Below are 23,267 nucleotides of genomic sequence, written 5' to 3'. Positions count from 1 at the left end.
ATCGCATGGAAAGACTGGGCCAAAATGAAAGCTTGGGATGCGATCGTCATCGGCGGCGGACACAACGGACTGGTCAATGCCTGCTATCTCCAGCGCGCCGGGCTCGACGTGCTGGTGGTGGAGAAGAATCCCTGGGTCGGCGGCGCCGCCACCAGCCGGGAACTGACGCCGGGCTTCCTCTATTCCAACTGTTCCTATGTTTGTTCGCTGTTTCGCCCTGAAATCATGCGCGACCTCGAACTGCCGCGCTTCGGCCTGCAGGTTATTTCCTATGAGGGCGGCGCGGTGTTCACCAGGGATGGCGATTATCTCGCCAATTACCGGGACCATGATGCACACCGGCGCGAATTTGCGCGCTTCTCGAAACGCGATGCCGAAGCCTACGACCGTTATGCGCGCGACGTGACGCGCCAGTGCCGTTTCATCCAGCCGCTGTTGATGCGCACCGCGCCCGACCCGACCAGTCTGCGGCCGCGGGATCTGGGCGAGCTCCTTTATCTGGGCAAGAAATTCGCGGGCCTGTCGGCGGAGGAAATGGCGCTGACGCTGCGCTTCTGGACCATGTCGATCTCGGACTTCCTCGATGAATATTTCGAGACCGATGTCATCAAGGCCAATTTCGCTTTGTCCGGCATCATCGGCACGGCGCTCGGGCCGATGTCGCCCGGCACGGCTTATGTGCTGCTGCACCACTATATGGGCGAGGTCGACGGCTCGGTCGGCGCCTGGGGCTATGCGCGCGGCGGCATGGGCGCGGTGACAAAAGCGCTGGCGGCATCCTTCAGGGCGTCGGGTGGAACCATTCGCACCGGCGCCGAGGTCGACCATGTTCTGGTGAGCCGCGGCAAGGCCAAGGGTGTGGTGCTGGCTGGCGGTGAGGAGATCCGTGGCAAGCTCGTCGTCTCCAACGCCGACGTGAAACGAACCTTCCTGAAACTGGTCGAGGAAAAGGAACTGCCCGAGATTTTCCTGCGCCGGGTCAGGAACTTCAAGATCCGAGGTTCGTCCGGCAAGGTCAACATCGCGCTGGACTCGATGCCCGAATTCCCAGCTCTGCCGAAGGATTCGCCGGTTTATCGCGGCGACATGCATTTCACCGATTCGATGGAGCGGATGGAGCGCGCCTATGACGACTGGAAGGCCGGGCGCTGGTCGGCCGACCCCTTCCTCGACATGGTCATCCCGACGACGCTCGACCCGACGATGGCGCCGCCGGGAAAACACTTCATGAGCTGCTTCGTGCAATACGCGCCGCCCAAGGTGAACGGCCATGAATGGACCGACGCCGATCGCGACGGATTCGCCGAAAGCGTGATTGCGCAGATTGCCGACTACTCGCCCGGCTTTCGCGACCGCATCGTCCACATGGAGGTGCGCACGCCGCGCGAAATCGAGGCCGAGGTCGGGCTCACCGAAGGCAACATCTTCCAGGGCGAACTGACCTTCGACCAGCTTCTGTTCAACCGCCCGGTGCCGGGCTACGCGCAATACCGCTCGCCGGTCGGCGGTCTTTATATGTGCGGCTCCTCGACCCATCCCGGCGGCGGCGTCATGGGCGCGCCCGGCCGAAATGCCGCGGCCGAGATCCTGCGCGATCTCGCCAAATCGACCTCGCATATGAGCCCGGCCCATGACGTCATATGATGCAATCGTCATTGGCGGCGGCCATAATGGCCTCGTCACTGCTGTCACGCTGGCGAAGGCAGGGCGCAAGGTGCTGCTGCTGGAAGCGGGAGCCGATCTCGGCGGCGCCGCGCGCACGGAGGAATTCGCGCCGGGTTTTCATGTCTCGTCGATCGCCCATCTGCTGAACCGCCTGCATCCCGACGTGGTGAAGACGCTGGAGCTGGAGAAGCATGGCTTGCGGATCACCCCAGACGACTTCGCGCCGTCGGTTGCGCTGTCGATGGACGGCTCCCCGCTGGTCCTGCACCGCGCCTATGGCGAAATGCTGACCGGCGCAAGTTCGTCGGAGCAATCGGCGTGGAAGCAGTTGCGCGCGCAGCTGCTGCGCTACGCCGGCATCCTGGAACCCTTCCTCTCGCGTCGTCCGCCCGAGCTGGCCGGCATGTCGCTGCTGGAGACAGCGGCGCTCGGCCAGGCCGCACTGGCGCTGAAAAGGCTCGGCAAGGAAAACATGCGCGATTTCCTGCGCGTGCTTTTGATGAACGTCGCCGACCTGCTCGACGAGCAGCTTGCCGACATCAGGCTGAAAGGGCTGCTTGCCTTCGACGCGACGCTCGGCAGCCATCTCGGTCCGCGCTCGCCCACCTCGCTGCTCGGCCTCTATTACCGGCTGGCCGGCGAGGCCGGCGGTGTGGCCGGCGCGCAGATAGTGCCGAAGGGCGGCATGGGCGCGGTGATCGCCGCCATCCGCGCCTCGGCCGAAAAGGCCGGCGTGAACGTCCGCACATCGGCGCCTGTCGCAAGGATCATTGTCGAGAAAGACCGCGCCGTCGGTGTCGCATTGGACAATGGCGAGGTGCTGCGCGCCAGGACGATCGTCTCCGCGACAAATCCGGCGACGACTTTGCTCGACCTTGTCGGTCCACGCGAACTCGACACCGGCTTCGTGCGCAAGGTGAACAACATCCGCATGAAGGGTGATGTCGCCAAGCTTCACCTGGCGCTCGACAGGCCGCCGCAATTCACAGGTGCCGATGCCGCCGGCCACAGGGGGCGGCTGGTTATCGCCCCCTCGCCCGATCATGTCGAGCGCGCCTTCAATCCATCCAAATACGGCGCGTTCTCGCCCGAACCGGTGATGGAGATCACGCTGCCAAGCCTCGCCGATCCATCGCTCGCGCCCGACGGCGCCTGCGTGCTGTCGGCGGTGGTGCAATACGCGCCCTATGCTCTGAAAGAGGGATGGGGCGCCGGCAAGGCGAAATTCCTGGAGGCAATCATGGCTCAGCTCGAAGCCTACGCGCCAGGCATCGGCAAGACGGTGCGCCACACCGAGCTCTTGACGCCCGCCGACATCGAAACGCGCTACCGCATGCCGGGCGGCCACTGGCACCACGGCGAGTTGCAGGCCGACCAGATGCTGATCTCGCGCCCGGTCTCGGGCTGGTCCGGCTACGACACACCGCTCGACGGGCTGTTTCTCGCCGGTGCCGGTTCACATCCCGGCGGCGGCGTCTCCGGCGCACCTGGATTGAACGCCGCTCGACGCATTATTGCGATGAAGGGGTAAGGCGATGTTTCAGTTGGCGGCAGTCGCGTTCTACGGCGAAGGATCGCCAGCATGAATCAGCAACCATCATCCGCCCGCATCGCCGCCCAATCCCACTTCCGCACGTTGCGTCTCGGCACGCCGTTCCAGCCGCGCATCGATGCTCTGGCCAAGACCCAGGATTGGTACAACTGGGCGGGCTACCGCGCCCCCCATTCGCTGTGGGACGAGGAGCTCGAATATTTCGCCATTCGCAGCCAGTCGGCGCTCTTCGACATCTCGCCGATGACCAAGTACCGCGTCGAGGGACCGGACGCCGAGGCCTTCCTCGACCGCGTCACGCTGCGCGACGTGACCAGGCTGAAGCCGGGCCGCGTCCATTATACCGCGTGGTGCGACGACGAGGGCTTCGTCCTCGATGACGGCACGCTGTTCCGGCTCTCGCCAACGCGGTTCCGGCTGTGCTCGCAGGAGCGGCATTTGCCTTGGCTGCTCGACAGCGCCATCGGGTTCGATGTGACGGTGGAGGAAGAGACCGAAGCCGTCGCGGGCCTGGCACTGCAAGGTCCGACCTCTTTCGCCGTGCTGCGTGATGCCGGTTTTGCCGATGTCGAAAAGCTGAAGGCATTCGACCTCGCCGAATTCCCGCATGATGGCGAAACCGTCACCATCTCGCGCACCGGCTTCACCGGCGACCTCGGCTATGAACTGTTCATGCCGGTCGACAAGGCGCTGAGCCTGTGGGACCGGCTGATGGCGGCCGGCGAACTGCGCGGCATCCGCGCCATCGGCTATGCCGCGCTCAGCCGCGCCCGGATCGAGGCCGGGCTGATCGTCGCCAATGCCGACTTCACGACGGCCGAACACGCCATCCGCGCCGACCGCTTGCGCATGCCCGATGAGATCGGGCTCGGCTTCATGATCGACCTGGAAAAGGCCCATTTCAACGGCCGTCGCGCCATCTTCGAGGCGCGCGCCAAGCGCAAGCTGCGGCATGTGCTGGTCGGGCTGGAGATCGAAGGCAACATCCCGGCCGAACACGCCATCGTCTATCACAGAAAGAGCCAGGAGGTCGGGCTGGTCAGCGCCGCCATGTGGTCGCCGATGGCCAAGCGCAACATCGCCATCGCTTCGCTGGTGCGACCATATGGTGATACTGTCGTCGACGACCTCTGGGTCGAGATCTACGCAATGCGCGAGCTGCAATACCAAAAGCTGATGAAGCGGGCCAAGGTGGTGCCGCGGCCGTTCATCAAGCTCGATCGCCGCACCGCCAATCCGCCGGCGGATTTCTGACCATGGACGAGGAAGCCGACAAGCAGCAAGAAGAGGCGGCCGAACAGTGGGAACTGGTCAACACGCCGCTCGGCGAAAAATGGTCGGGCCGCACACGCTATGCCGCCGCCATGTTCTTCTACAAGCGCGGCGAGATGAGCGCCGAGACGCTTGAGGTCTACCGCATCTGCGCGCGGCTCGATTCGGAAAACCCGCTGCCGATCATCCGCGACCGCGGCGTCGGCAAGGACTGGCTGAAGCGCATGGGGTTCGGCTGACCTGCCTATCCTATGGTTCTTTCCAGCATGGCCAGCCAGTTTCGGTAGGCGATCTTTTCGATCAGCGCGCGGCCGAAGCCGCGTGCGGCGAGCGCATCGATGAGCTTCGGCAGACCGGCGGCGTCGCCAATGACGGCCGGGATCATGGCTCCGTCGAAATCGGAGCCGAGGCCAACCCCATCCTCACCCAGCGCCTGCAGCAGGGAATCGATGTGGCGCACCATGATGTCGAGGCCGGTATCGGCATTCATCTTTCCGTCCTCGCGCAGGAAGCCGGTGGCGAAGTTCAGCCCGACCATGCCGCCGGTTTCGCGAATCGCGCCGAGCTGCCAGTCGGTGAGATTGCGTGAGTGGCCGCAGATCGCATGCACGTTGGAATGGGTCGCGACCAGCGGCGCATCGCTGAGCGCGGCGACGTCACGAAACCCCTTCTCGTTGAGATGCGACAGGTCGATCATGATCCTGAGTTGGTTGCAGGCCTTGACCAGCGCCTTGCCGGCATCGGTCAAGCCGGGACCGGTATCGGGCGAGGACGGAAAGCGGAACGGCACGCCATGGCCGAAAGCGTTCGGGCGGCTCCAGACGATGCCGAGCGAGCGCAAGCCGGCGGCATGCAGCACGTCGAGCATGGTGAGTTCGGGATCGATCGCCTCGACCCCTTCGATATGGAATACCGCAGCGATCGACTCGCGCGCCATGGCGCCGCGCACATCTGCGGCATTGCGGCAGACGCTCAGCGCTCCGGCCCGTTCCAGCCTGAACAGGATCGAGGCCATCGCAATCGTCGAGGCCAGCGCATCGCTGTGCGGGAGTTCGGGCGGCAAAGGCTCGGCATCGCTGGGCGTCGACGGGACAGCGCCGCGCCGGCCTCTCTCGACAGGCGGCGGGAAGATCGCGAACATGCCGCCGGCGAACCCGCCGGCCCGTGCGCGCGGCAGGTCGATATGGCCGCCCGATTTCCCTTCCATGAACAGCTTTTCGACGTCCGGGTCTTTCGACTGATAGAGTCTGAGCAGCGTGTCGTTATGGCCGTCGAAGACGGGAACGAGATCGGTTTCGGTCATGAAGGGATCATTCGGTTCGATGTGTCGCACGCTGCCCGCGATATATCATATCTACTTAGGCAAGATGGGCCGAGCGTGCAAATGCCAAAGCCGTGCTGGCCTATCAGACTGTTTTACTCCCGCGGGTCCCGAATGGTAAAGCGCCGGCTGATCCTACCCCTTCAGCACGTCGGCCCACTCCGGATGGCGGCGGAACTGGGCGTTGGCGAAGGGACAGAGCGGGATGATCTTCTTGCCCGCCGCGCGCGCGTCCTCGACGGCGCGGGTGACGAGCCGAAGCCCAGCACCCTGGCCGCGAAACGCGTCGGGCACTTCGGTGTGGTCGATGATGATCTGGTGCTCGCCGATCCTGGTGAAGGTCATCTCCGCCTCGGCGCCGCCCGGACCACGCAGCACGTAGCGGCCCTTGGAACCACGATCTTCGAGTTCGATCTCCGGCAGTTGGTCAGGCATCACTTACTCCTTGGGCCACGCCGGCAAGGAGCTGCCGCGCCGCCTCGATTTCGTTCGGCCGCACTTCGTGCCCGCCTTCATGCCACTCCACTGTGACATCGGCGCCATCGGCGCGCAAATAGGCTTCGAGCCGCGAAGTCAGGTTCGGCGGACAGATCGGATCCCGCCTGCCGGCGGTCACCAGAATGCGGCGCCCGGCAAGACTGCCGTTCACCTCCGGTTCGAACGGGATCAGCGGGTGCATCAGCACCGCCGCGTCGAACAGGTCAGGGGCTTCGAACAGCAGCGACGCCAGGATGTTGGCGCCGTTGGAGTAGCCGAGAGCGTGTATCGCCGACGGCTTCGCCGCTGCTATCTGCGCCTTGACGAAGCCCGCCATCTTCCGAGTCGCGCGCGCCAGGTCCTGCATGTCATAGACGCCCTCGCCGGTGCGACGGAAAAAGCGCGCAGCGCCTTGTTCAGACACATCGCCGCGTGGCGAGATGATGGTTGCCTGGGGCGCGAGATCGCGCCCCAGCGAGACGAGCTGGCCCTCGTCGCCTCCGGTGCCATGGAAGACGAAGAGCAGCGGACCGCCCGGCGAACCGGGCAGCACCTTGTGGATGTAGCTGTCTGTGCTCATGACCCCGCCCCTCAGTCTTCCAACTTCTGCAGATGCTTTTCGAGATAGGGCCGCAGGTGCTGATGCTGCGCCGGCAGCTTCAAGGCTTCACCGAGATGGGCGGTGTCCTCGTCGCGGTCGAAGCCCGGCTCGTTGGTGGCGACTTCGAACAGAACGCCGCCCGGCGTGCGGAAATAGATCGCCCAGAAGTAATCGCGGTCGATCACTGGCGTCACCTGGTAGCCGGTATCCATCAGCGCCTTGCGCACTTCGAGCTGCCTGGCTCGATCCTCGACGGCGAAAGCGACGTGATGGACCGAGCCCGCGCCGAGATCGGCAAAGGCGGCACCGGGTAGCGATTCGATGTCGACGACGTCGGCGCCATTGCCGTTCCTGATCGCCAGCCGCCTGACATTGCCGGATTTGTCGAGCTCCTCATAGCCCATGAACTTCAAGAGTTCCTCGGTGGCGCCGCCATCCTTCAGGCGCAGCGACACGGAGTGAAAGCCCCGGATCGCCTCGTCGGCGGGAATGCCGCCCTTCACCCATGGCGCGCGCGTGTCGGCCCTGTCCTCGACGAGCGCGAAACCGTCGCCGTCCGGTCCGGCGAAGGCCAGACGCTTCTCGCCAAAGGTCTCTTCGCGCGACAGGCCGGCGATACCTTCCTCGGCGAAGCGCCTTTCCCAATAGGCGAGCGTGCCTTCCGGCACCGAATAGGCGGTGGTGCCGACTTCGCCGACGCCGTGACGGCCCTTGCCGATATTGGGAAACGGAAAATAGGTCATCACCGAACCCGGCGTGCCGAGCTCGTCGGCATAGTAGAGGTGGTAGACGTCGGGCGCGTCGAAATTGACCGTTTTCTTGACCCGGCGCAGGCCGAGCTTCCCAGTGAAGAACTCATTGTTCTGGCGGGCATCGCTGGCCATCGAGGTGACGTGATGCAAACCCTTGATCTGGTCGAGCATGAGTGCTGCTCCCTTGTTCTATTGCGGCCCCTGCCGCTGTCCTCGCCAATATGAGCATCGGCCTGTTCCCGTCAAAGGCGACAAAGACGGGATGGACTGTACTCTGGAAGTGAACAATCGAAAGCAGTTTGTTCACCGAACCACCAGCAGCCCGGGCTTGCGCCGGGGCGGGATTTCGGTTCCATGAGCGACGCTCGCACATTAGCCAAGGATTATCGCCAGTGACCGGAAAAGGCAGGCGTCCGAACGTTCTCCTGATCACCTGCGACCAATGGCGCGGCGATTGCCTTTCGGCGGCCGGCCATCCCCTGGTGAAGACGCCGAATGCCGACGCATTGGCAGCGGAAGGCGTATTGTTCAAGCGGCACTATGGCGGCGCGGCACCCTGCTCGCCGGCCCGTGCCTGCCTCTATACCGGCCTCTACCAGATGAATAACCGGGTTTGCCGCAACGGCACGCCGCTCGATGCCCGTCACGGCAATATAGCGCTTTCGGCGCGCGCGCTGGGCTACGATCCGACGCTGTTCGGCTACACCGACGTATCGCTGGATCCGCGCCGGCTCGCTCCGGCTGATCCGCGGCTGCGAAGCTATGAAGGCGTGCTTCCTGGTTTCACGGTGCGCCAATTGCTGCCAGAGCATCAGAAGCAGTGGCTGTCATGGCTGGGAATGCAGGGCATCGATACCGACGCCGGCTCCCCCGCGATCCATCGACCGGCGAACGGGGCAGGCGACGCCGGCTCCGTGACGACTGCGCCGCCCGTCTATTCGAAGGAGCAGACGCCGACGGCTTTTCTTGCCGGCGAATTCATCCGATGGCTGGGCGAACAGGATCATGCCGCGCCCTGGTTCGCGCATCTCTCTTTCATCAGCCCACATCCGCCCTTCATCGCGCCTGCACCATACGACGCGATGTACGACCCCGCCGACGGCCCCGGCTTTCGCCGCGCGGCAGGCTGGCAGAAAGAGGCGGACAGCCATCCCTATCTCGCCTACGATTTCGGCAGGCAGAAAAAGCACAAGTTTCGACCTGGCGCCGCAGGCAGCGTACATGACTGGAGCGAGGATGATTTCCGCCGCATCCGCGCGATCTATTACGGCATGATCTCGGAAGTCGATGCGCAGCTCGGCCGTATCTGGCAGGCGGTCAAGACGGCGGGCGCGTGGGACGACACGGTCATTGTGCTTACCTCCGACCATGCCGAGATGATGGGCGACCATTTCATGCTGGGCAAAGGCGGCTTCTTCGACGCCAGCTATCATATCCCCCTGGTCATCCGCGACCCGCGTCACGGCCACACCGCAGGCGTGGCCGTCGACCGCTTTACCGAGGCGGTGGACATATTGCCGACCTTGCTCGACCTGCTGGGCGGCGAACCGGCGCCGCACCTCGACGGTCACTCGCTGCGGCCGTTCATCGCCGGCGAGGAGCCGTCGGACTGGCGCGACGCCGCGCATTGGGAATTCGATTTTCGTTCGATCGCGGAAGGCGAAGCCGAACGGCATTTCGGCCTTGCCTCGCGCCAGTGCAATCTCGCCGTGATCCGCACGGAAAAATTCAAATATGTGCATTTCGGCGGCGGCCTGCCGCCATTGCTGTTCGACCTGGAAAAGGATCCCGCCGAGCTCGCCAATCTCGCCGCCGATCCCGCCTATCTCCCGATCAGGCTCGAGTTCGCCGAACGGCTGCTTGCCTGGCGGGCCGAACATCTCGACCAGTCGCTGGCGCTGGCGGAGCTGACCAGGGATGGCGTTGTGGGCTATGTAAGTAGGGCAGTAGGGGAATAGGGAATCCCTACTGCCCTACTGCCTACTGCCCTACTACCCTACTGCCCTACTGCCGTTGCTATCTCACGATCATCCGCTGCTGCTCGCGGTTCTGCGCATAGCTGCCTTTGTCGTAGGCGGCCTGGGCCTCGAGCTGCTCCTTGGTGAAGGTCGTGTAGAGATATTTGTTACCGTCCTTGTCGGTCATGAATTTCAGGTTGTCCATGCCGACGGCGACTTCCTTCTCGCCGACGCCGAGGAAACCGCCGACATCCACGATGACCGCGTCGGTCTTGTTGTCGGGCGTCAGCACGACATCGCCGATCTCGCCGACCTTGACGTCGTTGGCGCCATAGACTGTGGTACCCTTGAGATCGTCGCCCCTGACTTCGCCGACAGGCATTTCGGTCAGTTTGGATTTGTCGATCGCTGCGGTCTTCGTCTGGTCGGGGGCGGTCGCATCAGGCGTCGAGGCGGACGGGGCCTGCGCCGTCTTGTCGATCGGAGCCGTATTGGTTGTCGGCGCGACGGCCGGGGTGGACGCAGCAGGTGCGTTGGATGCCGTCGTGACCGGAGCCGGATCATAGGCCTTGCGGTTGAAGTCCGGCAATGCCTGCAGCTCTTCCTTGGTGGTTTGGGCTACCAGCCAGCGGTCGCCGTTTTTCTCGGCCCACTGGGCCTTGCCGAAATCATAGGTGACGTTCTTCTCGCCGATGCCGAGGAAGCCGCCGACGCCGATGACCAGTGATTGCGCCTTGCCTTCCTTGGTCAGGACGATGTCGTTGACGTTGCCGATGTTCTGCGCATCGTCGCCGGTCCCGTTATAGACGCTCTCACCGATGATATTGGTGGCGAGATTGCCGGCGGCGCGCTTCACCGATTCCGCCGGAGCCGCGTTCATGTCGACTGGCGCCTGGGCGGTATCGCTCGGCGCGGATGTGGACGGCGCCTGTGCGGCTGTCGATGCGGCCGGTGCCGGAGCATAGGGCTTGGTGTCGAACTCCGGCTGCGCCGTCAACTGGTCCTTGGTCGTCTGGGCGACCAGCCAGCGGTCGCCGTTTTTCTCGGCCCACTGCAGCTTGTCGTAATCGAACGCGACATTCTTCGTCCCGACGCCCAGAAAGCCCCCGACGCCGATGACTATGGATTTGGCCTGACCGTCCTTGTCGAAGACGATGTCGGTTACTTTGCCGATATTCTCGGCATTGTCGCCGGTGCCGTTATAAACCGATTCACCGATGATGTTGGTGGCGATGCTGCCCTCGGCGTGCACCACAGGAGCGGCGGGTTGCTCCGCGCCAGGCGCAGCCGGTGTCGGAGTCGTCTGCGCATGCGCGCCCGTCGCCACGAACATGGCAAGAGCAGTCGTGGCTAAAAGATTGCGGATCATGATGGTGTCTCCTCGTGCCTGATTTCATGCATGCCGCACCGGCCTCCGCCGTCACCGGCGACGGGCGAACGCGGCATTCGCCTGATCACAACGTCGTGACTGCGCCCATTGTTCCGACAAAAGCCAGGACGCATATTCTCCGCACACGCGGCTCGCAACTTGCGTCCTGCAAAGGGAAATTCGCCGCATCATCCGGAACCTTTTTGCTACTTGCGCCGTTCAGCCGACGGCTGGAGCTTCTCCGGCTCGGAGTTTTTTTGAGAACACGGAGGGGACATGCGGTTTGCGGCGGTGCTGAACCGGGACGGTGGCACCTTGCGCACCCTTGACCTGGATGGCTTTCGCGATCGCATGCGCGACCTGCTGGAGGCGGCAGGCCATTCCATCGATATCGACGTGGTTGCCGGCAAGGACATCGTGCCGGCATTGGACAACGCGGCTTCGCGTCGCGGCATCGACGTGATTCTCGCCGGCGGCGGCGATGGCACGATATCGGCGGCGGCGGCGCGGCTGATGGGCAAGAAAAAGGCGCTGGCCATATTGCCCGCAGGCACCATGAACCTCTTCGCGCGCGGGCTCGGCATCCCGCAGACGCTCGATGCGGCTTTGCGATCCTTCGCCGATGGCGAGGTGATGGCGGTGGACATCGCCACCGCCAATGGCCGACCTTTCGTGCATCAGTTCTCGATCGGCATGCACGCCAAGATGGTGCAGCTACGCCAGAACATGGAGTTCGGCTCCCGGCTGGGCAAGATGCGGGCATCCGCGAAAGCGGCTTGGCAGACGATCAAGAATCCGCCGGCGATGACGGTCACCCTGACCATTGGCGAGGCCGAGATCACGGCGCGAACCACCGGCGTCGGCGTCACCAACAACCTGTTTGGAGAGGGTCACCTGCCCTTTGCCGACAATCCGGCGGGCGGCGTGCTCGGCATTTATGTCACGGTCGCGCGGCAGCGCGCCGAACTGGTCAAGTTCTTCTTCAACGTCGCGCGTGGCAAATGGCGGGACAATGAACATGTCGAAATCCATCAGACAGAGCGGGCTGTGCTGAAGATCCGGTCGGCGGCCAGGAAATACCGCGCCGTCCTCGACGGTGAACTTATCAAGCTCGAGGACGAAATTACCATCGAAATCCACCCGGGCGCCTTGAACGTGCTGGTGCCGCGGCACGCCATGCGGGCAAAGGCGGCCTGATGCAGGGGCAGCCGACGAGGAACAGAAGACTAGCCGCTCGGAGCGCTGCCTTGTTCGGTGGTCGGGGATTTCGTGTACTCGCCGTAAATCTCGACGATGCCCCAAACGACAAAGGCCAGGAGAAGTCCCGCAATCAGGATCCGCAAGCCGTGCCAGCCCCAGTGTCCCTGACGCGCTTTGTTTTCAGGAATGGTCTTGGGCATAGCCGGCCTCGATGCGATGTGGACGCGTTGAGCGTCTCTGGCAAAACATCTTCGGGTAACGGTTCCTTGCTACGAAGGTTCCGCGTTTGGCCAAGCCCTTCGCCGGCAAGTCGGGAAGGCGAAGTCGGAGGGCTCGCGAGGAAGCGTCGGGGGCGCTGGTGAACAAGGCGGCGAAATTGGCGCCGGGCCTTCCGGCCGAAGTAATGCACGTCGTCAACGACGCCGGCCGGCTGGCCGTGCTGCACGGCTTGCAGGCGCTGGATACGATGACTGACGCCGACTTCGACGGCGTCAGCCGCCTTGCCGCGGCCGCCATGCGCGCACCGATCGCGCTGGTTACGCTCGTCGACGTCGAGCGGCAATGGTTCAAGTCGCGTGTCGGCCTGGACGAGATCGAGACCGCAACCGACATCTCCTTCTCCGCCCATGCGATTGCCGCGGGCGGCGAACTGATGGTGGTACCCGACGCGACCTTGGATCCGCGTTTTAAAGCCAACTCACTGGTCACGGGCAAGCATCACATCCGCTTCTTTGCGGGCGCGCCGGTGACCGTCGCCGGCGCCAGGATCGGAACGCTCTGCGTTTTCGACCGCAAGCCCCGTCCCTTTCCATCGCGCGTCAGGCTCGACCAGTTGAAGGCGCTGGCCGGCCTAGCCGCCAGCCTGTTCACGCTGAAGGATGCGACGCGCAGCGGCGCCATCGCCGAGGCGGCGCTGGTTCGCGAAGAAAAACGGCGCGCCATAGCGCTCGACGCGGCATCGCTTGCCAGCTGGGCCTGGGACATCCGCACCGACATGATCGAATGCGATGGTTTGCTGCCGGAATTGTTCAATCTGCCGCGATCGAACCGGTTGCGGGCGCGCGACATCCTGATGGCAATAGATCCACGCGACGTCTATCAAACCGAAACCCGCTTCCGCGACGCCTTGGCCGGCGGCGACGACTATTTCGGCGAGTACCGCGTGAAAGGCTTCCATCCACCCCGCTGGCTGGCGACGCGCGGCCGCGTCATCGAGCGCGATGGCGACGGCAAGCCGACGCTGATCTTCGGGGTCAATTACGACATATCCGAACGCAAGCTTGGGGAGGAAAGGCAAAGGCTGCTGCTTCGCGAACTCAATCATCGCGTCAAGAACACGCTGGCGACCGTTCAGGCGCTGGCGACGCAGACCGTGCGCCATGCCCGGCAGCCGAGCGCTTTCCTGGAAGCCTTCGGCGCCCGGCTCCAGGCACTCGGCATTGCCCATAATCTCCTGTCCGACCGGGAATGGCGCGGCATCGGCATCCATGAACTCATCCAGATCGAGGTGAGGCCCTTCGACACCGCCGAGCAACTGCGCATGACGATCACCGGTCCCGATCTGTTGCTGTCGCCGGACCAGGCAGTGGGGCTGGGCCTGATCTTGCACGAACTGGCCAGCAACGCCCTACAATATGGGTCGCTGTCGGCAACATCCGGCAAGGTCGATCTGAGCTGGAAGACACAAGGCAGAAAAAGCGACCGGCGCCTTGTCTTGACCTGGCGCGAAAGCGGCGGTCCTGCGGTTGCCCCGCCCGAGCGGCACGGTTTCGGCTCGATCCTGATCCGCCGCAGCCTGGCCAAGGTCATCTCCAGCGAAGTGGCGCACGAGTTCCGGCCGGAAGGCGTCTTTGCCGAAATATCCATGCCGCTGGAGGATCTCTCCAAGTGACCGGCCCAGCTTTAATCCGGACGCAGCCTTCATCCGGTCAGCCTCAATCAGGATCGCCGCCAGCCGGCCCGCCGGGACCTGGTTTCACGTTCTCGCGGTAGATGGCATAAGCCGCCAACGCCACGGCGGGACCGAGAATGGCCCCGAGGCCGCCCTTTCCCTTGAGCAGCGCCGGCAGAGCGGCCAGTGCGGCGGTGACCCCGATTGCGGTCATGTCCGCCTTGCGCCGTTCTGCCCGGCGCCGTGCGCGCGAGCCGGCCGAGAAGCGATAGATCAGCAAGATCAGGCCCGCGACGATCAGAAAGCCGACGCCGAAGCCCAACGCCGCCGCGAGCGGCCCATAGCGGTCCGCAGCCCATATATAGCCGGCCCCGATCAGGAAGCCGAGACCGCACAGCGCCGCGAGCGCGGCAAGCGCATAGACAATTGCAGCCGTGCGCGCGCGGCGCATGGCTGCAACGGTTTCGCCCGAAGCCAGGCCCGAGACAAGGGAAGCCAGCAATCCCATTTGAGCGGGACTAGCGGCGCGCCAGGAGCGCGAACAGGAAGCCAACGCCGGCGGCGATCGCCAATGAAGTCACCGGCTTCTCGCGCACGCTTGCCGCTATCTGCGCCTCTATATCCCTGGTGTTGCTGCGCAGGCTATCAAAGGCTGCCTCGCCTTGGGCGCGCAGATGCTCGACACCTTCGGCGGCGGCACGGCGGGCGGTGCCGTATCCATGCTCACCTGTCTTTGCCAGCTGCTTCGTCAGCTTGTCGATATCGGCCTTCAACTGCCTGATATCGGCTTCGAGGTCCGAGTTCGCCCGCGCTTCGCTTGCGTTCTTTCCTGCGGCAGCTGCCATCGCTTAACTCCCTGTGATTGCTTTGATTTCAACGCGCTGCATGTCTCAAGGTTCCGAGCCCCTCGGATAAACGGGCATGATCCCGCAAAGCGGGTGTCGGTTTGCCAAAAGATCACGCTCAATCCAATGGATAGAGGCCGTCCCGGTTCCATCGATCTGGACCCTAGCTCAAAACGGGGCCTCCTGCATCCGATCAGATCAGTGGCCGTCGTTCCTTGCCCAGCCCCTCCCAGCCAGCAAGCTGCTTCAACCCTTCATGATCGATGATCTCGCAGCCGCCATCGCGCCAAGCGATCAGCTTGCGATCCATCAGTTTGCGAATCGTCTTGTTGGTATGGACCAACGACAGCCCGAGCGTATCGGCGATGTGCTGCTGCGTGAACGCGATCCGGGTGAGCCGCCCGCCATTGAGGCCAACGGCCTTGGCCCGGCTGCCGATGAAGGCGATGAGATAGGCGGTGCGCTCGATCGCGCTGCGGCGGCCGACGCTGAGCAGGTTCTCATCCAGCATCCGCTCCTCGCGCGACGCGATCCAGGTGATGTCATAGGCCAGGCCCGGATGGTTGCGGAAAAGCTCATGCAGGGACTCCCGCTCGAACACGCAAAGCAGCATCGGCGACAAGGCTTCGACGGAATGCTGCATTTCGCCCATCACGCTGCCTTGCAGCCCGATGAGATCTCCAGGGATGGCGTAGTTGAGGATTTGACGGCGGCCATCCGACAACAGCTTGTAGCGGAAAGCCCAGCCCGACAGCACCGTGTAGAGATGAGTGCTGCGGCGTCCTTCCACCAGCACCGTTGCGCCCTTGTCGACCGCGAGCTCGCCTTTCTTCAATTTGTCGATGAAGGCCAGTTCCGATCTCTCGAATTTGCGGAAACCCGGCAGCGGCCGCAGCGGGCAATTCTCGCAATCATACCGGCGGCTGGAGGAAGCAAGGCCGTTCTGGATTGACATTTCGACCGCTCCTCGAGAACCGCGGGCTCAGCCGCTGCGGTGGCATGTCTTTTTTAAATGACAGCGCGTCAAATAGCGATCATGACTCGCTGCGTTTCAAGGAGCCATTGCCTGTGTCGCCTTTGCTTGACGGATTGCGCATTCTTGTCCTGGAAGATGAATTTCTCATCGCCATGGATGTCGAGCAGCTTTGCCGTGATCACGGCGCCGACGACGTAGTGCTTGTCCGCGACCTGGCCGAGATCGATGGTCGACAGGTTGCCACCCAATTCGATGCGGCGATCGTCGACCTCATGCTGGGGGGCACTCCGACTTTCGACTTTGCATCGCGCCTGCGTGAAACGGGCGTGCCCTTCGTCTTTGCCTCCGGTTATTCGGATGCGGACGAGATCAAGGTTGCCTTTCCAGGGATAAGGCTGGTCAGCAAACCTTATTCGGGCGAAGATCTTGTGGAAGCGGTGGCCCGGGCCTGCGGACGAGTCCCGCCCGCCTGACGACGTCGCGTCGCGTCGCGTAAGAGTCAGAGCGGATGCGATGGCGATTCTGTCAGCCGTTTCGATGCGACGCTTTTTTAGTGCGCCGCCGTGCCCGTGACCTGTGCTGAGATCGCATCGGGACCGTACTCGTCTTCGCCGGAGATTTTCAGTATCTCCTGCAGGCGCGTGCGGGCTCGGCTGACGCGGCTCTTGATCGTCCCGACCGCGCAACCGCAAATCTCGGCCGCCTCCTCGTAAGAGAAGCCCGAGGCGCCGATGAGGATGATGGCCTCGCGCTGGTCTTCGGGCAGTTGCTCGAGCGCACCGCGGAAATCCTTGAGGTCGAGCTGGCCGTGCTGGGCGGGATGCACCGCAAGCCTGGCTGTCATGATGCCGTCGCTGTCCTGCACCTCGCGGCCGCGTTTGCGCATCTGCGAATAGAACTCGTTGCGCAGGATGGTGAAGAGCCATGCCTTCAGGTTGGTACCGGGCTGAAAGCTCTCATGCTTGTCCCAGGCCTTGACCAGCGTTTCCTGCACGAGGTCGTCGGCCTTGTCGGCATTCTGCGTCAGTGACACTGCGAAGGCACGCAAGCTCGGTATTGCCCCAAGCAGATCGGTCTTGAAGCCTTGTGAGACCGTTGCCATGCCTCAGTCCTTTTTCTGTGCGGGCTCGGCCCGCTCCAGTTGGCTGAGCAACTGCGCGAAACGATCCGGCACATCGTCGGAGACCAGCTCGTCGTAATACTGCTTGAGTTTGCGTCCGATTTCGGAATTCGGCCCGAGCGGGTCGCCCACGCCGTTCCGGCGCCTGATTGAGGCGCCAGTCAAGACATCTTTCGTCATTTCCTTCATTTCGCCCTTTAATCCAGCCCCATAGCCGCTCAACATAACTCAACACAACACAAGCGGCATCCTCGTCTGGTTGCCCATCCCCAATTCAAACGCCGTTCAGGCGTATTAGTTCCCGGGGCCGGAACTTTTTGCGAAAGCCCGCGTTTGTGTCGTTGGGGCTTGCAATGGGGCTTGACCTGCATTTTTAGTCAATCACGTCATCTGAGGGAGACGTCCGTCATGAGTTTATCCGCCACCATCGCTCCGCACCTGCCGTTCCTGCGCCGCTTCTCGCGTGCCGTATCGGGATCGCAGGAGAGCGGCGACGCGCTGGTTGCCGCGATGCTCGAGGCCATCATCGCCGATGTCGACATTTTTCCCGAGGCATCTAGCGACCGAATCGCGCTGTACAAGGTCTTCGCCAAACTGTTCACGTCCGTCGCCATCCGCGTTCCACAAGAACAGGCGCAATCGGCATGGGAACAGCGCGCCGCGGCCAATCTCAATGCGATCGCGCCGCTTCCCCGCCAGGCCTTCCTTCTGGTGGCCGTCGAGGGTTTCAGCGAGGATGAGGCGGCCGAAATTCTTGGCGTCGGCGAACAGGAATTCTCAGAACTGCTTGCCCAGGCGAGCAACGAGATTTCCCGCCAGGTGGCGACCGACGTGCTGATCATCGAGGATGAACCGCTGATCGCCATGGATATAGAGGAGATGGTCGAGAGCCTGGGCCATCGGGTCGTCGGCACCGCCCGCACCCATGCCGAAGCGGTGACGATGTTCGGCAAGACGCGGCCGAAGATGGTGCTCGCGGACATCCAACTCGCCGACGGCAGTTCGGGCATCGAGGCGGTGAACGAGATTCTGTCGTCGACTTCCGTGCCGGTGATCTTCATCACCGCCTTTCCCGAGCGTCTCCTGACCGGCGAGCGGCCCGAACCGGCTTTCCTGGTGACGAAGCCGTTCAACCCGGACATGGTCAAGGCGTTGATCAGCCAGGCTCTGTTCTTCGACCGGCAGGCGAAAGCAGCCGCATAGCCATGCGCAACTGAAGTCGCAAACGCGCGCAAAAGCAGGGCGCGACCAGCCGGAAGGTTCCGCTGGCCGCGCCTTGCTTTTCCGCGCCACGATGGTGCGCGGGGGGATCGTCTTTTTCGGCAAAAAGTGGAACAAACCGCATCCACCCACGTTTTTCTCACATAGTTGGAAGGAGATGGAACCATGCTTTACTGGGCGCTCGTATTTCTCGTCGTGGCAATCATCGCCGGCGCGCTTGGTTTCGGCGGCATTGCCGGTACATCTGCCGGGATAGCGCAGATATTGTTCTTCATCTTTCTCGCTTTCCTCATCATTTCGCTTCTCGCCGGCCTGTTCAGACGGGCCTGAGGGTTATCAGGCGAACACTGGAAGCCGCACCCCTCAAACGGTTTCCAGCCACCGCCGGGTGGTGTCCCACAAGGACGCCGCCCGGCGGACCGCTTTTGGGCGTCTGGTTCCCGTAAAACCTGCCTTGGAACCCATTGGACGGTGAGCCGTTCAGCCTGAGTTGGGTGAACAGGTCGGATGCGTTCCAGGGCTCGAGATACCAAGAAGAACGAGCGGGGGGACGAGGTCATCGCCCTGCATCCCGCCGAAAGCGGCATGCAACTTGGCCGGGCGCTTCTCCACGCACTCCACAATGCCGGCATTTCCGTCCTCTACCAGGACCGCGACATGAAAACGGTCTGGGCGCGGAACATGCGTGCGCCCTGGGCCGCCGACAGCAGCGAGGGCGACGGCATCCTGCCGCCGGCACAGGCCGACCGCATTGGCGCTGCCAAGCGCAACGTCGTCGCAAGCGGCGATCCGCAGCGCCTCGAGATCGGCGTCCCGATGGAGGACGGCATGCGCTGGTTTCAGGTCTGGATCGACGCCGACCATGGCGAGGCCGGCGACGTGCAAGGTGTCGTCACCACCATGGTCGAGACGACCGAGCAGCGACGCCGCGAACAGACGCTGACGACGCTGTTGCGCGAAGTCACGCACCGCTCGAAGAATTTGCTGGCAATCATCCAGAGCATCGCCACCCAGACGGGACGCTATTCCGACAGCATCGGCGATTTCCTGACCCGCTTTCGCGGCCGGCTCCAGTCGCTGGCCTCCTCCCAGGATTTGGTAACCTCCTCCAACTGGCGCGGTGCTGCCCTTCGCGAACTCGTCGCCGGTCAGGTCGGCCGCTACGGGACGGACGCGTCGCACAGCCTTCGCTTCCGCGGCGCAAATCCTTACCTCAACCCCAACGCCGCGCTGCATATCGGCCTTGCGATGCATGAACTGGCCGTCAACTCGGTCAGCTATGGCGCCCTGTCGCGGCCGGAGGGCTTCGTCGAAGTGACCGCCGTCCTCGACACCGCCGCCGATGGCGGCATTGCCCTGTCGCTGACCTGGGCCGAAACCATAGGAACCGACAGCAACCAAGAGGGCAAAAAGCGCTTCGGCAGCGTCGCACTGGAACGCGTAGTGCCCTCTTCCCTGAACGGAACGGCGCGCCTCGAGATCGCGGATGGTCGCCTCGAATACCATCTCGTTGTTCCGCACGGCAATTTCGAGACGGAGTAGGCGACCGCCATTTTTTAACCGGCTGTTCACCATAGAAGCAGATGCTGTTTTTGCCAGATACCGATGGAACTGCCGAGCCGACGAGCATGCTTTCGAGGGCTTTGCCGCAGCATAGTGGGGAGGAGCGCCTTGACGGTCGCCGATATCAACAGACTCGAGCATGCCGCTCGCATTTCGATGGGCGAAATCCAGGATCCCGAGACATCCACGGCATCGCCGGTTGCTCATGGCATCCTGCCCATCGTCGCTCCGGCGTTGGCCGCGGCAATTGTCCTGATCGCCCTGTCCCAGCTGGCCTGATCCCGCCCCCACGTTCGCGCGCGCACATCGCTCGGGTTTTTCGGCGGCCGAGGCATCGGAAAGCTGCGCCCAGAAAAAGACTCTCTTCACCAACAATAAATTGGAGCAGCAAAGGTCGTTTTTTCATGCTAAGTGACGGCTGGAGCTTATTAAAGTGAGGACACGAAGTGAGGAGTGACCCTATGCGGAAAATTCTTATTGCCATGGCTGCCGTGGTCGCCGTCAGCGGCTGTACCTCGACCGAGCAGGATGTCGTCGGCGGCGGCTTGATCGGCGCCGGCGTGGGCGGCTTGGTCGGCGGCGGCAAGGGCGCGCTGATCGGCGCGGCCGTCGGTGCCGGCTCCGGCCTGCTGGTCCGCAACCTGCGCAATGGATACTGCCAGTATCGCGATCATCGGGGTCGCATCTACACGGCTCGCTGCAACTAAGGCAATTCGGGCGGGAAAAGCGCGGAGCGGTTTTCCCGCCGGAATTGCGAGCAAGGAGCGGATCGGCGATCTATCAGACGCTGAACCGCTCCGAGCAACTTGAATCGCGCGCTGTCGGGCTCATTCGCGAACCCGGCAGCGGTGCGGCAATTTATTGGCCGCCGCGTGAAGCCTGGAGCGATTCCGCCAAGGCCCGATGGCATTCACGCCGGCAGCGGAATCCTGATTTCCACATTCAATCCGTCATCGCGATAATCGCGGTGGATCGTGCCACGCAGCTCACGCGTGACATTGAGGTCGATCAATTTGGTGCCGAAGCCGGTCGTGGCCGGCGCGTCGACCTTCTTCTGCCCGGTTTCCTGCCAGCTCAGAGCCAAGACCCGGTCACGCCCGCGCCCTTCGACCGACCATTCGATCCTGAGGGCGCCGACCGTATTGCCGGCCTCGCCATATTTCAGCGCATTCGTTGCCAGTTCGTGGAAGGTGAGGCCCAGTGCCTGCGTCGTGGTTTCGTCAAGCAGCACCTCCGGCCCGGACAAAAGCTCTTCCGGCAGCTCCTTTCCGAACACTTGGCCAAGCTCGATGCGCAGGAGATCGCCGAGATCCGCCTTCTGCCAGCGCGAGCGCGTCAGCATGTCCTGGGACGCGGCCATTGCCTGTAGCCGGGCCGAGAAAGATGCCGAGAACTCATTGACGTCGCTGGCACGTGACGCGGTCTGGCGCGCGATCGCCAGCACTCGCGTGATCGAATTCTTGATGCGATGCTTCATCTCCTGCAGCATCAAATCCTTTTCGAGCAGGCTCTTTTCCGTCGTCTCATGCAGCAGCGATGCTGCCTCGTAGGCTCGCTCCTGATAGCGCGCGACGAGCGCGATGGCGCCGGCCAGCAGCAGCCCGAACAGGCCGAGCATGACCGGGATGGCCCGTGACGATGGCTGCGAGAAGGCGCTTGTCGGCCTGAACTGCACGGTCCACGGCCGGCCCGCCACGCTGATCTTGCGGGTGACCAGCAGCCTGTCGCCAAAGCCCGAGACGGGCGGTGTCTCCGACCGGAACAGCAGATGATCCGGATCGACGCCGCCATCGTAGATTTCGGTGTTGACGGGCAGCAGCGGCGCACGGCTGAGCGCGATCTGGAACAGCTCCCTGGCCCGGAAGGCCGCGTAGAGAAAGCCTACCGTCGAGGACCGCGATGCGTTTATGGCATCAGGTGCGGTCTCGACGTTGAGCCGCACGAAGACGAGAAAGCCGGTGAAGGTCTGCGCCGCGCCCGTGCCCTGGCCGAGTTGCACCAGCCCGCTCGCGTGCTGCTGGTCATCTGCCATTGCCTTCTCGATTGCCGCGCGCCGCACGGGCTCGGTGAACATGTCATAGCCGATGCTGGCCTTATTGGACGGGTCGAGCGGCTCGAACAGCACAACGGGCGTCCGCCATGGCTGGGTGGTGTCCGGATAGATCGCACGCCTGGTGCCCTGGTCATGCAGCATGTCGCGCTCGACCGTCGCCTCGTCGCCTGCTTTCACCAGCCGGAGAAAGCCGATGCCGCGCAGGCCGGCGAAATTGGTATCGACATTGAGGGCATTGAAGAACGCTTTGAACTCGCTCTGCGAGATGTCGCCATTGCGGGCGTCGAACAAGGCTTGCGACGAGCGCAGCAGCGACAGCTGCAGGTCGATCCGGCTCTCGATACGGTTGAGCGCATCGTCCGCGGTCGCGTCGAACTTGATGCGAGCCGCCTCTTGCGTCGCGAAATAGGCGAACCCCGCCATTGTCATGCTGATCAGCGCAACGGCAACGAAAGCGACGATTGGAAAAAGCTTCTTCAACGGATAATGCGGCCTATCAGCATGTGAGCCCTTTATGGGCAAGTCGCCCGGTCAACACAATGGCAAGGCCAAGCCATCCCGCCGGCTGGCATATCACCTGATCGGCAGATCGGTAACGGGCTCAGGCCAGCAGGCTTCAGGCAGCGATCTTCAACGCGCCTGGTCCGGGAATGGCGCCAGGCGGACATTTGCCCAGGATGATCATGCCCAGCACCTCGTCCTGGGTCACATCGGTGGTGCGGGCAGTGCCGACGACCTGGCCGTTTTTCATGACGCACACCCGGTCGGCCAGTTCGAATACGTCGTGAATGTCATGGCTGATCAGGAAGATGCCGATGCCGTCGGACTTGAGCTGCCTGACCAGTTCCCCGACCTGGGCCGTTTCCTGCGGTCCAAGTGCTGCCGTCGGCTCGTCCATGATCAGGATGCGGGCGTTGAACAGGATCGCGCGTGCGATCGCCACCGACTGCCGCTGTCCGCCCGACAGCTTGATCACCGGCTCCTTGAAGCGCTGGAAGCGGGGATTGAGCCTGCCCATCACCTTGCGCGCCTCGGCCTCCATGGCGACATCATCGAGCGTGCCCCAGGCGGTCCTCAGCTCGCGGCCGAGGAACAGGTTGGCGGCGGCGTCGACATTGTCGGCGAGCGCCAGGGTCTGGTAGATCGTCTCGATGCCGTATTTCTTGGCATCGCGCGGGTTGGAGATCGAAGCCTCTTCGCCGTTGACGAAGATTTGGCCCGCGTCACGCTTGTAGGCGCCCGACAGGATCTTGATCAGTGTCGACTTGCCGGCGCCGTTATGGCCGAGCAGGGCCACGACCTCGCCGGGGAAAAGATCGATCGAGGCATCGTCGACGGCGCGAATGCCGCCGAACGCGATTGAGATGTTGCGCATGTCGACCAGCGGGTTGCCGGCGGGAGCGATCCTCTCAGCCATGATTGTCCTCCTCC

The 23,267-nt window shown here is 63.3% G+C and carries 26 protein-coding genes; 13 read left to right on the top strand and 13 right to left on the bottom strand.

Annotation, left to right across the window (positions count from 1 at the left end; translation table 11 throughout):
- The first annotated feature begins 24 nt into the window (after window positions 1–24).
- Genes FJ490_RS29965 through FJ490_RS29950 form a run of 4 tightly spaced genes read left to right on the top strand, consistent with a single transcriptional unit; the run spans window position 25 to window position 4,728 of the window.
- Entirely contained in the window at window positions 25–1,644 is a 1,620-nt protein-coding gene (locus FJ490_RS29965) for an NAD(P)/FAD-dependent oxidoreductase (protein ID WP_140729396.1), read from the top strand.
- A complete protein-coding gene (locus tag FJ490_RS29960) occupies window positions 1,631–3,196 on the top strand; it encodes an NAD(P)/FAD-dependent oxidoreductase (protein ID WP_140729397.1) in 1,566 nt (521 codons plus the stop codon). Before FJ490_RS29965 ends, FJ490_RS29960 begins: the two co-directional genes overlap by 14 nt.
- 51 nt (window positions 3,197–3,247) lie before the next feature.
- The gene (locus FJ490_RS29955; protein ID WP_140729398.1) at window positions 3,248–4,471 is read left to right on the top strand and encodes an aminomethyltransferase family protein; all 1,224 of its coding nucleotides are present in this window, start codon (window positions 3,248–3,250) and stop codon (window positions 4,469–4,471) included.
- 2 nt (window positions 4,472–4,473) lie between these two features.
- Entirely contained in the window at window positions 4,474–4,728 is a 255-nt protein-coding gene (locus tag FJ490_RS29950; RefSeq protein WP_140500602.1) for a hypothetical protein, read from the top strand.
- A 5-nt stretch (window positions 4,729–4,733) separates the two neighbouring features.
- Here FJ490_RS29950 and FJ490_RS29945 read toward each other — a convergent pair whose 3' ends face one another.
- The 4 genes from FJ490_RS29945 to FJ490_RS29930 all read right to left on the bottom strand — a co-directional run bounded on the left by FJ490_RS29945 (window position 4,734) and on the right by FJ490_RS29930 (window position 7,811).
- The gene (locus FJ490_RS29945) at window positions 4,734–5,792 is read right to left on the bottom strand and encodes a dipeptidase (protein WP_140558438.1); all 1,059 of its coding nucleotides are present in this window, start codon (window positions 5,790–5,792) and stop codon (window positions 4,734–4,736) included.
- Between the two features lie 153 nt (window positions 5,793–5,945).
- Window positions 5,946–6,245 carry a GNAT family N-acetyltransferase gene (locus tag FJ490_RS29940; protein ID WP_140500600.1) on the bottom strand — a complete coding sequence of 100 codons (300 nt, stop codon included), beginning with the start codon at window positions 6,243–6,245 and terminating at the stop codon, window positions 5,946–5,948.
- Window positions 6,238–6,867 carry an alpha/beta hydrolase gene (locus tag FJ490_RS29935; RefSeq protein WP_140525475.1) on the bottom strand — a complete coding sequence of 210 codons (630 nt, stop codon included), beginning with the start codon at window positions 6,865–6,867 and terminating at the stop codon, window positions 6,238–6,240. Before FJ490_RS29935 ends, FJ490_RS29940 begins: the two co-directional genes overlap by 8 nt.
- A gap of 11 nt (window positions 6,868–6,878) precedes the next feature.
- Window positions 6,879–7,811, bottom strand: coding sequence for a VOC family protein (locus tag FJ490_RS29930; RefSeq protein WP_140517894.1), 933 nt, complete (start codon window positions 7,809–7,811; stop codon window positions 6,879–6,881).
- 221 nt (window positions 7,812–8,032) lie between these two features.
- On the opposite strand from FJ490_RS29930, the gene FJ490_RS29925 reads away from it, so the two are divergent.
- Window positions 8,033–9,598, top strand: a complete 1,566-nt coding sequence (locus tag FJ490_RS29925; RefSeq protein WP_140729399.1) for an alkaline phosphatase family protein — start codon at window positions 8,033–8,035, stop codon at window positions 9,596–9,598.
- Window positions 9,599–9,656: 58 nt separating this feature from the next.
- Here the strand turns inward: FJ490_RS29925 and FJ490_RS29920 are convergent, their stop codons facing one another.
- The gene (locus tag FJ490_RS29920; protein WP_140558434.1) at window positions 9,657–10,967 is read right to left on the bottom strand and encodes a PRC-barrel domain-containing protein; all 1,311 of its coding nucleotides are present in this window, start codon (window positions 10,965–10,967) and stop codon (window positions 9,657–9,659) included.
- Window positions 10,968–11,243: 276 nt separating this feature from the next.
- On the opposite strand from FJ490_RS29920, the gene FJ490_RS29915 reads away from it, so the two are divergent.
- Window positions 11,244–12,164: a diacylglycerol kinase family protein gene (locus tag FJ490_RS29915; RefSeq protein WP_140525473.1), complete on the top strand. Its 921-nt coding sequence runs from the start codon at window positions 11,244–11,246 to the stop codon at window positions 12,162–12,164.
- A 29-nt stretch (window positions 12,165–12,193) separates the two neighbouring features.
- On the opposite strand, the gene FJ490_RS32890 is transcribed toward FJ490_RS29915, so the two are convergent.
- Window positions 12,194–12,367 (bottom strand): hypothetical protein, encoded by a 174-nt coding sequence (locus tag FJ490_RS32890; RefSeq protein ID WP_181165417.1) that lies wholly within the window; start codon window positions 12,365–12,367, stop codon window positions 12,194–12,196.
- Window positions 12,368–12,525: 158 nt separating this feature from the next.
- Between FJ490_RS32890 and FJ490_RS29910 the strand changes: the two genes are divergently transcribed.
- Window positions 12,526–14,058: an HWE histidine kinase domain-containing protein gene (locus FJ490_RS29910; RefSeq protein ID WP_224704190.1), complete on the top strand. Its 1,533-nt coding sequence runs from the start codon at window positions 12,526–12,528 to the stop codon at window positions 14,056–14,058.
- A gap of 43 nt (window positions 14,059–14,101) precedes the next feature.
- On the opposite strand, the gene FJ490_RS29905 is transcribed toward FJ490_RS29910, so the two are convergent.
- The 3 genes from FJ490_RS29905 to FJ490_RS29895 all read right to left on the bottom strand — a co-directional run bounded on the left by FJ490_RS29905 (window position 14,102) and on the right by FJ490_RS29895 (window position 15,858).
- A complete protein-coding gene (locus tag FJ490_RS29905; RefSeq protein WP_140500594.1) occupies window positions 14,102–14,566 on the bottom strand; it encodes a hypothetical protein in 465 nt (154 codons plus the stop codon).
- A 10-nt stretch (window positions 14,567–14,576) separates the two neighbouring features.
- Entirely contained in the window at window positions 14,577–14,903 is a 327-nt protein-coding gene (locus FJ490_RS29900) for a DUF883 family protein (RefSeq protein WP_140517891.1), read from the bottom strand.
- 193 nt (window positions 14,904–15,096) lie between these two features.
- Window positions 15,097–15,858 carry a Crp/Fnr family transcriptional regulator gene (locus tag FJ490_RS29895; protein ID WP_140525472.1) on the bottom strand — a complete coding sequence of 254 codons (762 nt, stop codon included), beginning with the start codon at window positions 15,856–15,858 and terminating at the stop codon, window positions 15,097–15,099.
- 44 nt (window positions 15,859–15,902) lie between these two features.
- Between FJ490_RS29895 and FJ490_RS29890 the strand changes: the two genes are divergently transcribed.
- The gene (locus FJ490_RS29890) at window positions 15,903–16,352 is read left to right on the top strand and encodes a response regulator (protein ID WP_140500637.1); all 450 of its coding nucleotides are present in this window, start codon (window positions 15,903–15,905) and stop codon (window positions 16,350–16,352) included.
- A gap of 77 nt (window positions 16,353–16,429) precedes the next feature.
- Here the strand turns inward: FJ490_RS29890 and FJ490_RS29885 are convergent, their stop codons facing one another.
- The gene (locus FJ490_RS29885) at window positions 16,430–16,981 is read right to left on the bottom strand and encodes an RNA polymerase sigma factor (RefSeq protein WP_140500591.1); all 552 of its coding nucleotides are present in this window, start codon (window positions 16,979–16,981) and stop codon (window positions 16,430–16,432) included.
- A gap of 3 nt (window positions 16,982–16,984) precedes the next feature.
- A complete protein-coding gene (locus FJ490_RS29880) occupies window positions 16,985–17,188 on the bottom strand; it encodes a NepR family anti-sigma factor (RefSeq protein ID WP_181165418.1) in 204 nt (67 codons plus the stop codon).
- A gap of 219 nt (window positions 17,189–17,407) precedes the next feature.
- On the opposite strand from FJ490_RS29880, the gene FJ490_RS29875 reads away from it, so the two are divergent.
- From FJ490_RS29875 to FJ490_RS29860, 5 genes are all read left to right on the top strand, one after another.
- Window positions 17,408–18,202, top strand: coding sequence for a response regulator (locus tag FJ490_RS29875; RefSeq protein ID WP_140500589.1), 795 nt, complete (start codon window positions 17,408–17,410; stop codon window positions 18,200–18,202).
- A 183-nt stretch (window positions 18,203–18,385) separates the two neighbouring features.
- Window positions 18,386–18,550 (top strand): DUF1328 domain-containing protein, encoded by a 165-nt coding sequence (locus FJ490_RS29870; RefSeq protein WP_006203859.1) that lies wholly within the window; start codon window positions 18,386–18,388, stop codon window positions 18,548–18,550.
- Between the two features lie 177 nt (window positions 18,551–18,727).
- Complete coding sequence (locus FJ490_RS29865; RefSeq protein ID WP_140500587.1) at window positions 18,728–19,762, top strand: PAS domain-containing sensor histidine kinase; 1,035 nt, start codon at window positions 18,728–18,730, stop codon at window positions 19,760–19,762.
- 129 nt (window positions 19,763–19,891) lie between these two features.
- Complete coding sequence (locus FJ490_RS32885) at window positions 19,892–20,062, top strand: hypothetical protein (RefSeq protein WP_181165419.1); 171 nt, start codon at window positions 19,892–19,894, stop codon at window positions 20,060–20,062.
- 182 nt (window positions 20,063–20,244) lie between these two features.
- On the top strand, window positions 20,245–20,490 hold the full coding sequence (locus tag FJ490_RS29860) for a YMGG-like glycine zipper-containing protein (RefSeq protein ID WP_140500585.1): 246 nt from the start codon (window positions 20,245–20,247) through the stop codon (window positions 20,488–20,490).
- A 203-nt stretch (window positions 20,491–20,693) separates the two neighbouring features.
- Here FJ490_RS29860 and FJ490_RS29855 read toward each other — a convergent pair whose 3' ends face one another.
- Both FJ490_RS29855 and FJ490_RS29850 read right to left on the bottom strand, forming a co-directional pair.
- Window positions 20,694–22,316 carry a CHASE domain-containing protein gene (locus FJ490_RS29855; protein ID WP_140676410.1) on the bottom strand — a complete coding sequence of 541 codons (1,623 nt, stop codon included), beginning with the start codon at window positions 22,314–22,316 and terminating at the stop codon, window positions 20,694–20,696.
- Between the two features lie 136 nt (window positions 22,317–22,452).
- Entirely contained in the window at window positions 22,453–23,253 is an 801-nt protein-coding gene (locus tag FJ490_RS29850; RefSeq protein WP_140686493.1) for an ATP-binding cassette domain-containing protein, read from the bottom strand.
- Window positions 23,254–23,267 lie beyond the last annotated feature (14 nt).

Origin of the sequence: Mesorhizobium sp. B2-5-11 (assembly GCF_006440835.1) — a bacterium.
In the GTDB taxonomy this organism is placed as follows: Bacteria; Pseudomonadota; Alphaproteobacteria; order Rhizobiales; family Rhizobiaceae; genus Mesorhizobium.
This window is presented reverse-complemented; position numbering and strand designations above follow the sequence as displayed.

Bases quoted from the DNA above. Each gene is read 5' to 3' on its own strand.
- FJ490_RS32890 (WP_181165417.1), bottom strand. From the start codon at position 12,367: ATGCCCAAGACCATTCCTGAAAACAAAGCGCGTCAGGGACACTGGGGC.
- FJ490_RS29965 (WP_140729396.1), top strand. From the start codon at position 25: ATGAAAGCTTGGGATGCGATCGTCATCGGCGGCGGACACAACGGACTG.
- FJ490_RS29895 (WP_140525472.1), bottom strand. From the start codon at position 15,858: ATGTCAATCCAGAACGGCCTTGCTTCCTCCAGCCGCCGGTATGATTGC.
- FJ490_RS29930 (WP_140517894.1), bottom strand. From the start codon at position 7,811: ATGCTCGACCAGATCAAGGGTTTGCATCACGTCACCTCGATGGCCAGC.
- FJ490_RS29960 (WP_140729397.1), top strand. From the start codon at position 1,631: ATGACGTCATATGATGCAATCGTCATTGGCGGCGGCCATAATGGCCTC.
- FJ490_RS29875 (WP_140500589.1), top strand. From the start codon at position 17,408: ATGAGTTTATCCGCCACCATCGCTCCGCACCTGCCGTTCCTGCGCCGC.
- FJ490_RS29885 (WP_140500591.1), bottom strand. From the start codon at position 16,981: ATGGCAACGGTCTCACAAGGCTTCAAGACCGATCTGCTTGGGGCAATA.
- FJ490_RS29880 (WP_181165418.1), bottom strand. From the start codon at position 17,188: ATGAAGGAAATGACGAAAGATGTCTTGACTGGCGCCTCAATCAGGCGC.
- FJ490_RS29900 (WP_140517891.1), bottom strand. From the start codon at position 14,903: ATGGCAGCTGCCGCAGGAAAGAACGCAAGCGAAGCGCGGGCGAACTCG.
- FJ490_RS29870 (WP_006203859.1), top strand. From the start codon at position 18,386: ATGCTTTACTGGGCGCTCGTATTTCTCGTCGTGGCAATCATCGCCGGC.
- FJ490_RS29905 (WP_140500594.1), bottom strand. From the start codon at position 14,566: ATGGGATTGCTGGCTTCCCTTGTCTCGGGCCTGGCTTCGGGCGAAACC.
- FJ490_RS29915 (WP_140525473.1), top strand. From the start codon at position 11,244: ATGCGGTTTGCGGCGGTGCTGAACCGGGACGGTGGCACCTTGCGCACC.
- FJ490_RS29865 (WP_140500587.1), top strand. From the start codon at position 18,728: ATGCGTTCCAGGGCTCGAGATACCAAGAAGAACGAGCGGGGGGACGAG.
- FJ490_RS29935 (WP_140525475.1), bottom strand. From the start codon at position 6,867: ATGAGCACAGACAGCTACATCCACAAGGTGCTGCCCGGTTCGCCGGGC.
- FJ490_RS29950 (WP_140500602.1), top strand. From the start codon at position 4,474: ATGGACGAGGAAGCCGACAAGCAGCAAGAAGAGGCGGCCGAACAGTGG.
- FJ490_RS29860 (WP_140500585.1), top strand. From the start codon at position 20,245: ATGCGGAAAATTCTTATTGCCATGGCTGCCGTGGTCGCCGTCAGCGGC.
- FJ490_RS29890 (WP_140500637.1), top strand. From the start codon at position 15,903: ATGTCTTTTTTAAATGACAGCGCGTCAAATAGCGATCATGACTCGCTG.
- FJ490_RS29920 (WP_140558434.1), bottom strand. From the start codon at position 10,967: ATGATCCGCAATCTTTTAGCCACGACTGCTCTTGCCATGTTCGTGGCG.
- FJ490_RS29850 (WP_140686493.1), bottom strand. From the start codon at position 23,253: ATGGCTGAGAGGATCGCTCCCGCCGGCAACCCGCTGGTCGACATGCGC.
- FJ490_RS29955 (WP_140729398.1), top strand. From the start codon at position 3,248: ATGAATCAGCAACCATCATCCGCCCGCATCGCCGCCCAATCCCACTTC.
- FJ490_RS29945 (WP_140558438.1), bottom strand. From the start codon at position 5,792: ATGACCGAAACCGATCTCGTTCCCGTCTTCGACGGCCATAACGACACG.
- FJ490_RS29940 (WP_140500600.1), bottom strand. From the start codon at position 6,245: ATGCCTGACCAACTGCCGGAGATCGAACTCGAAGATCGTGGTTCCAAG.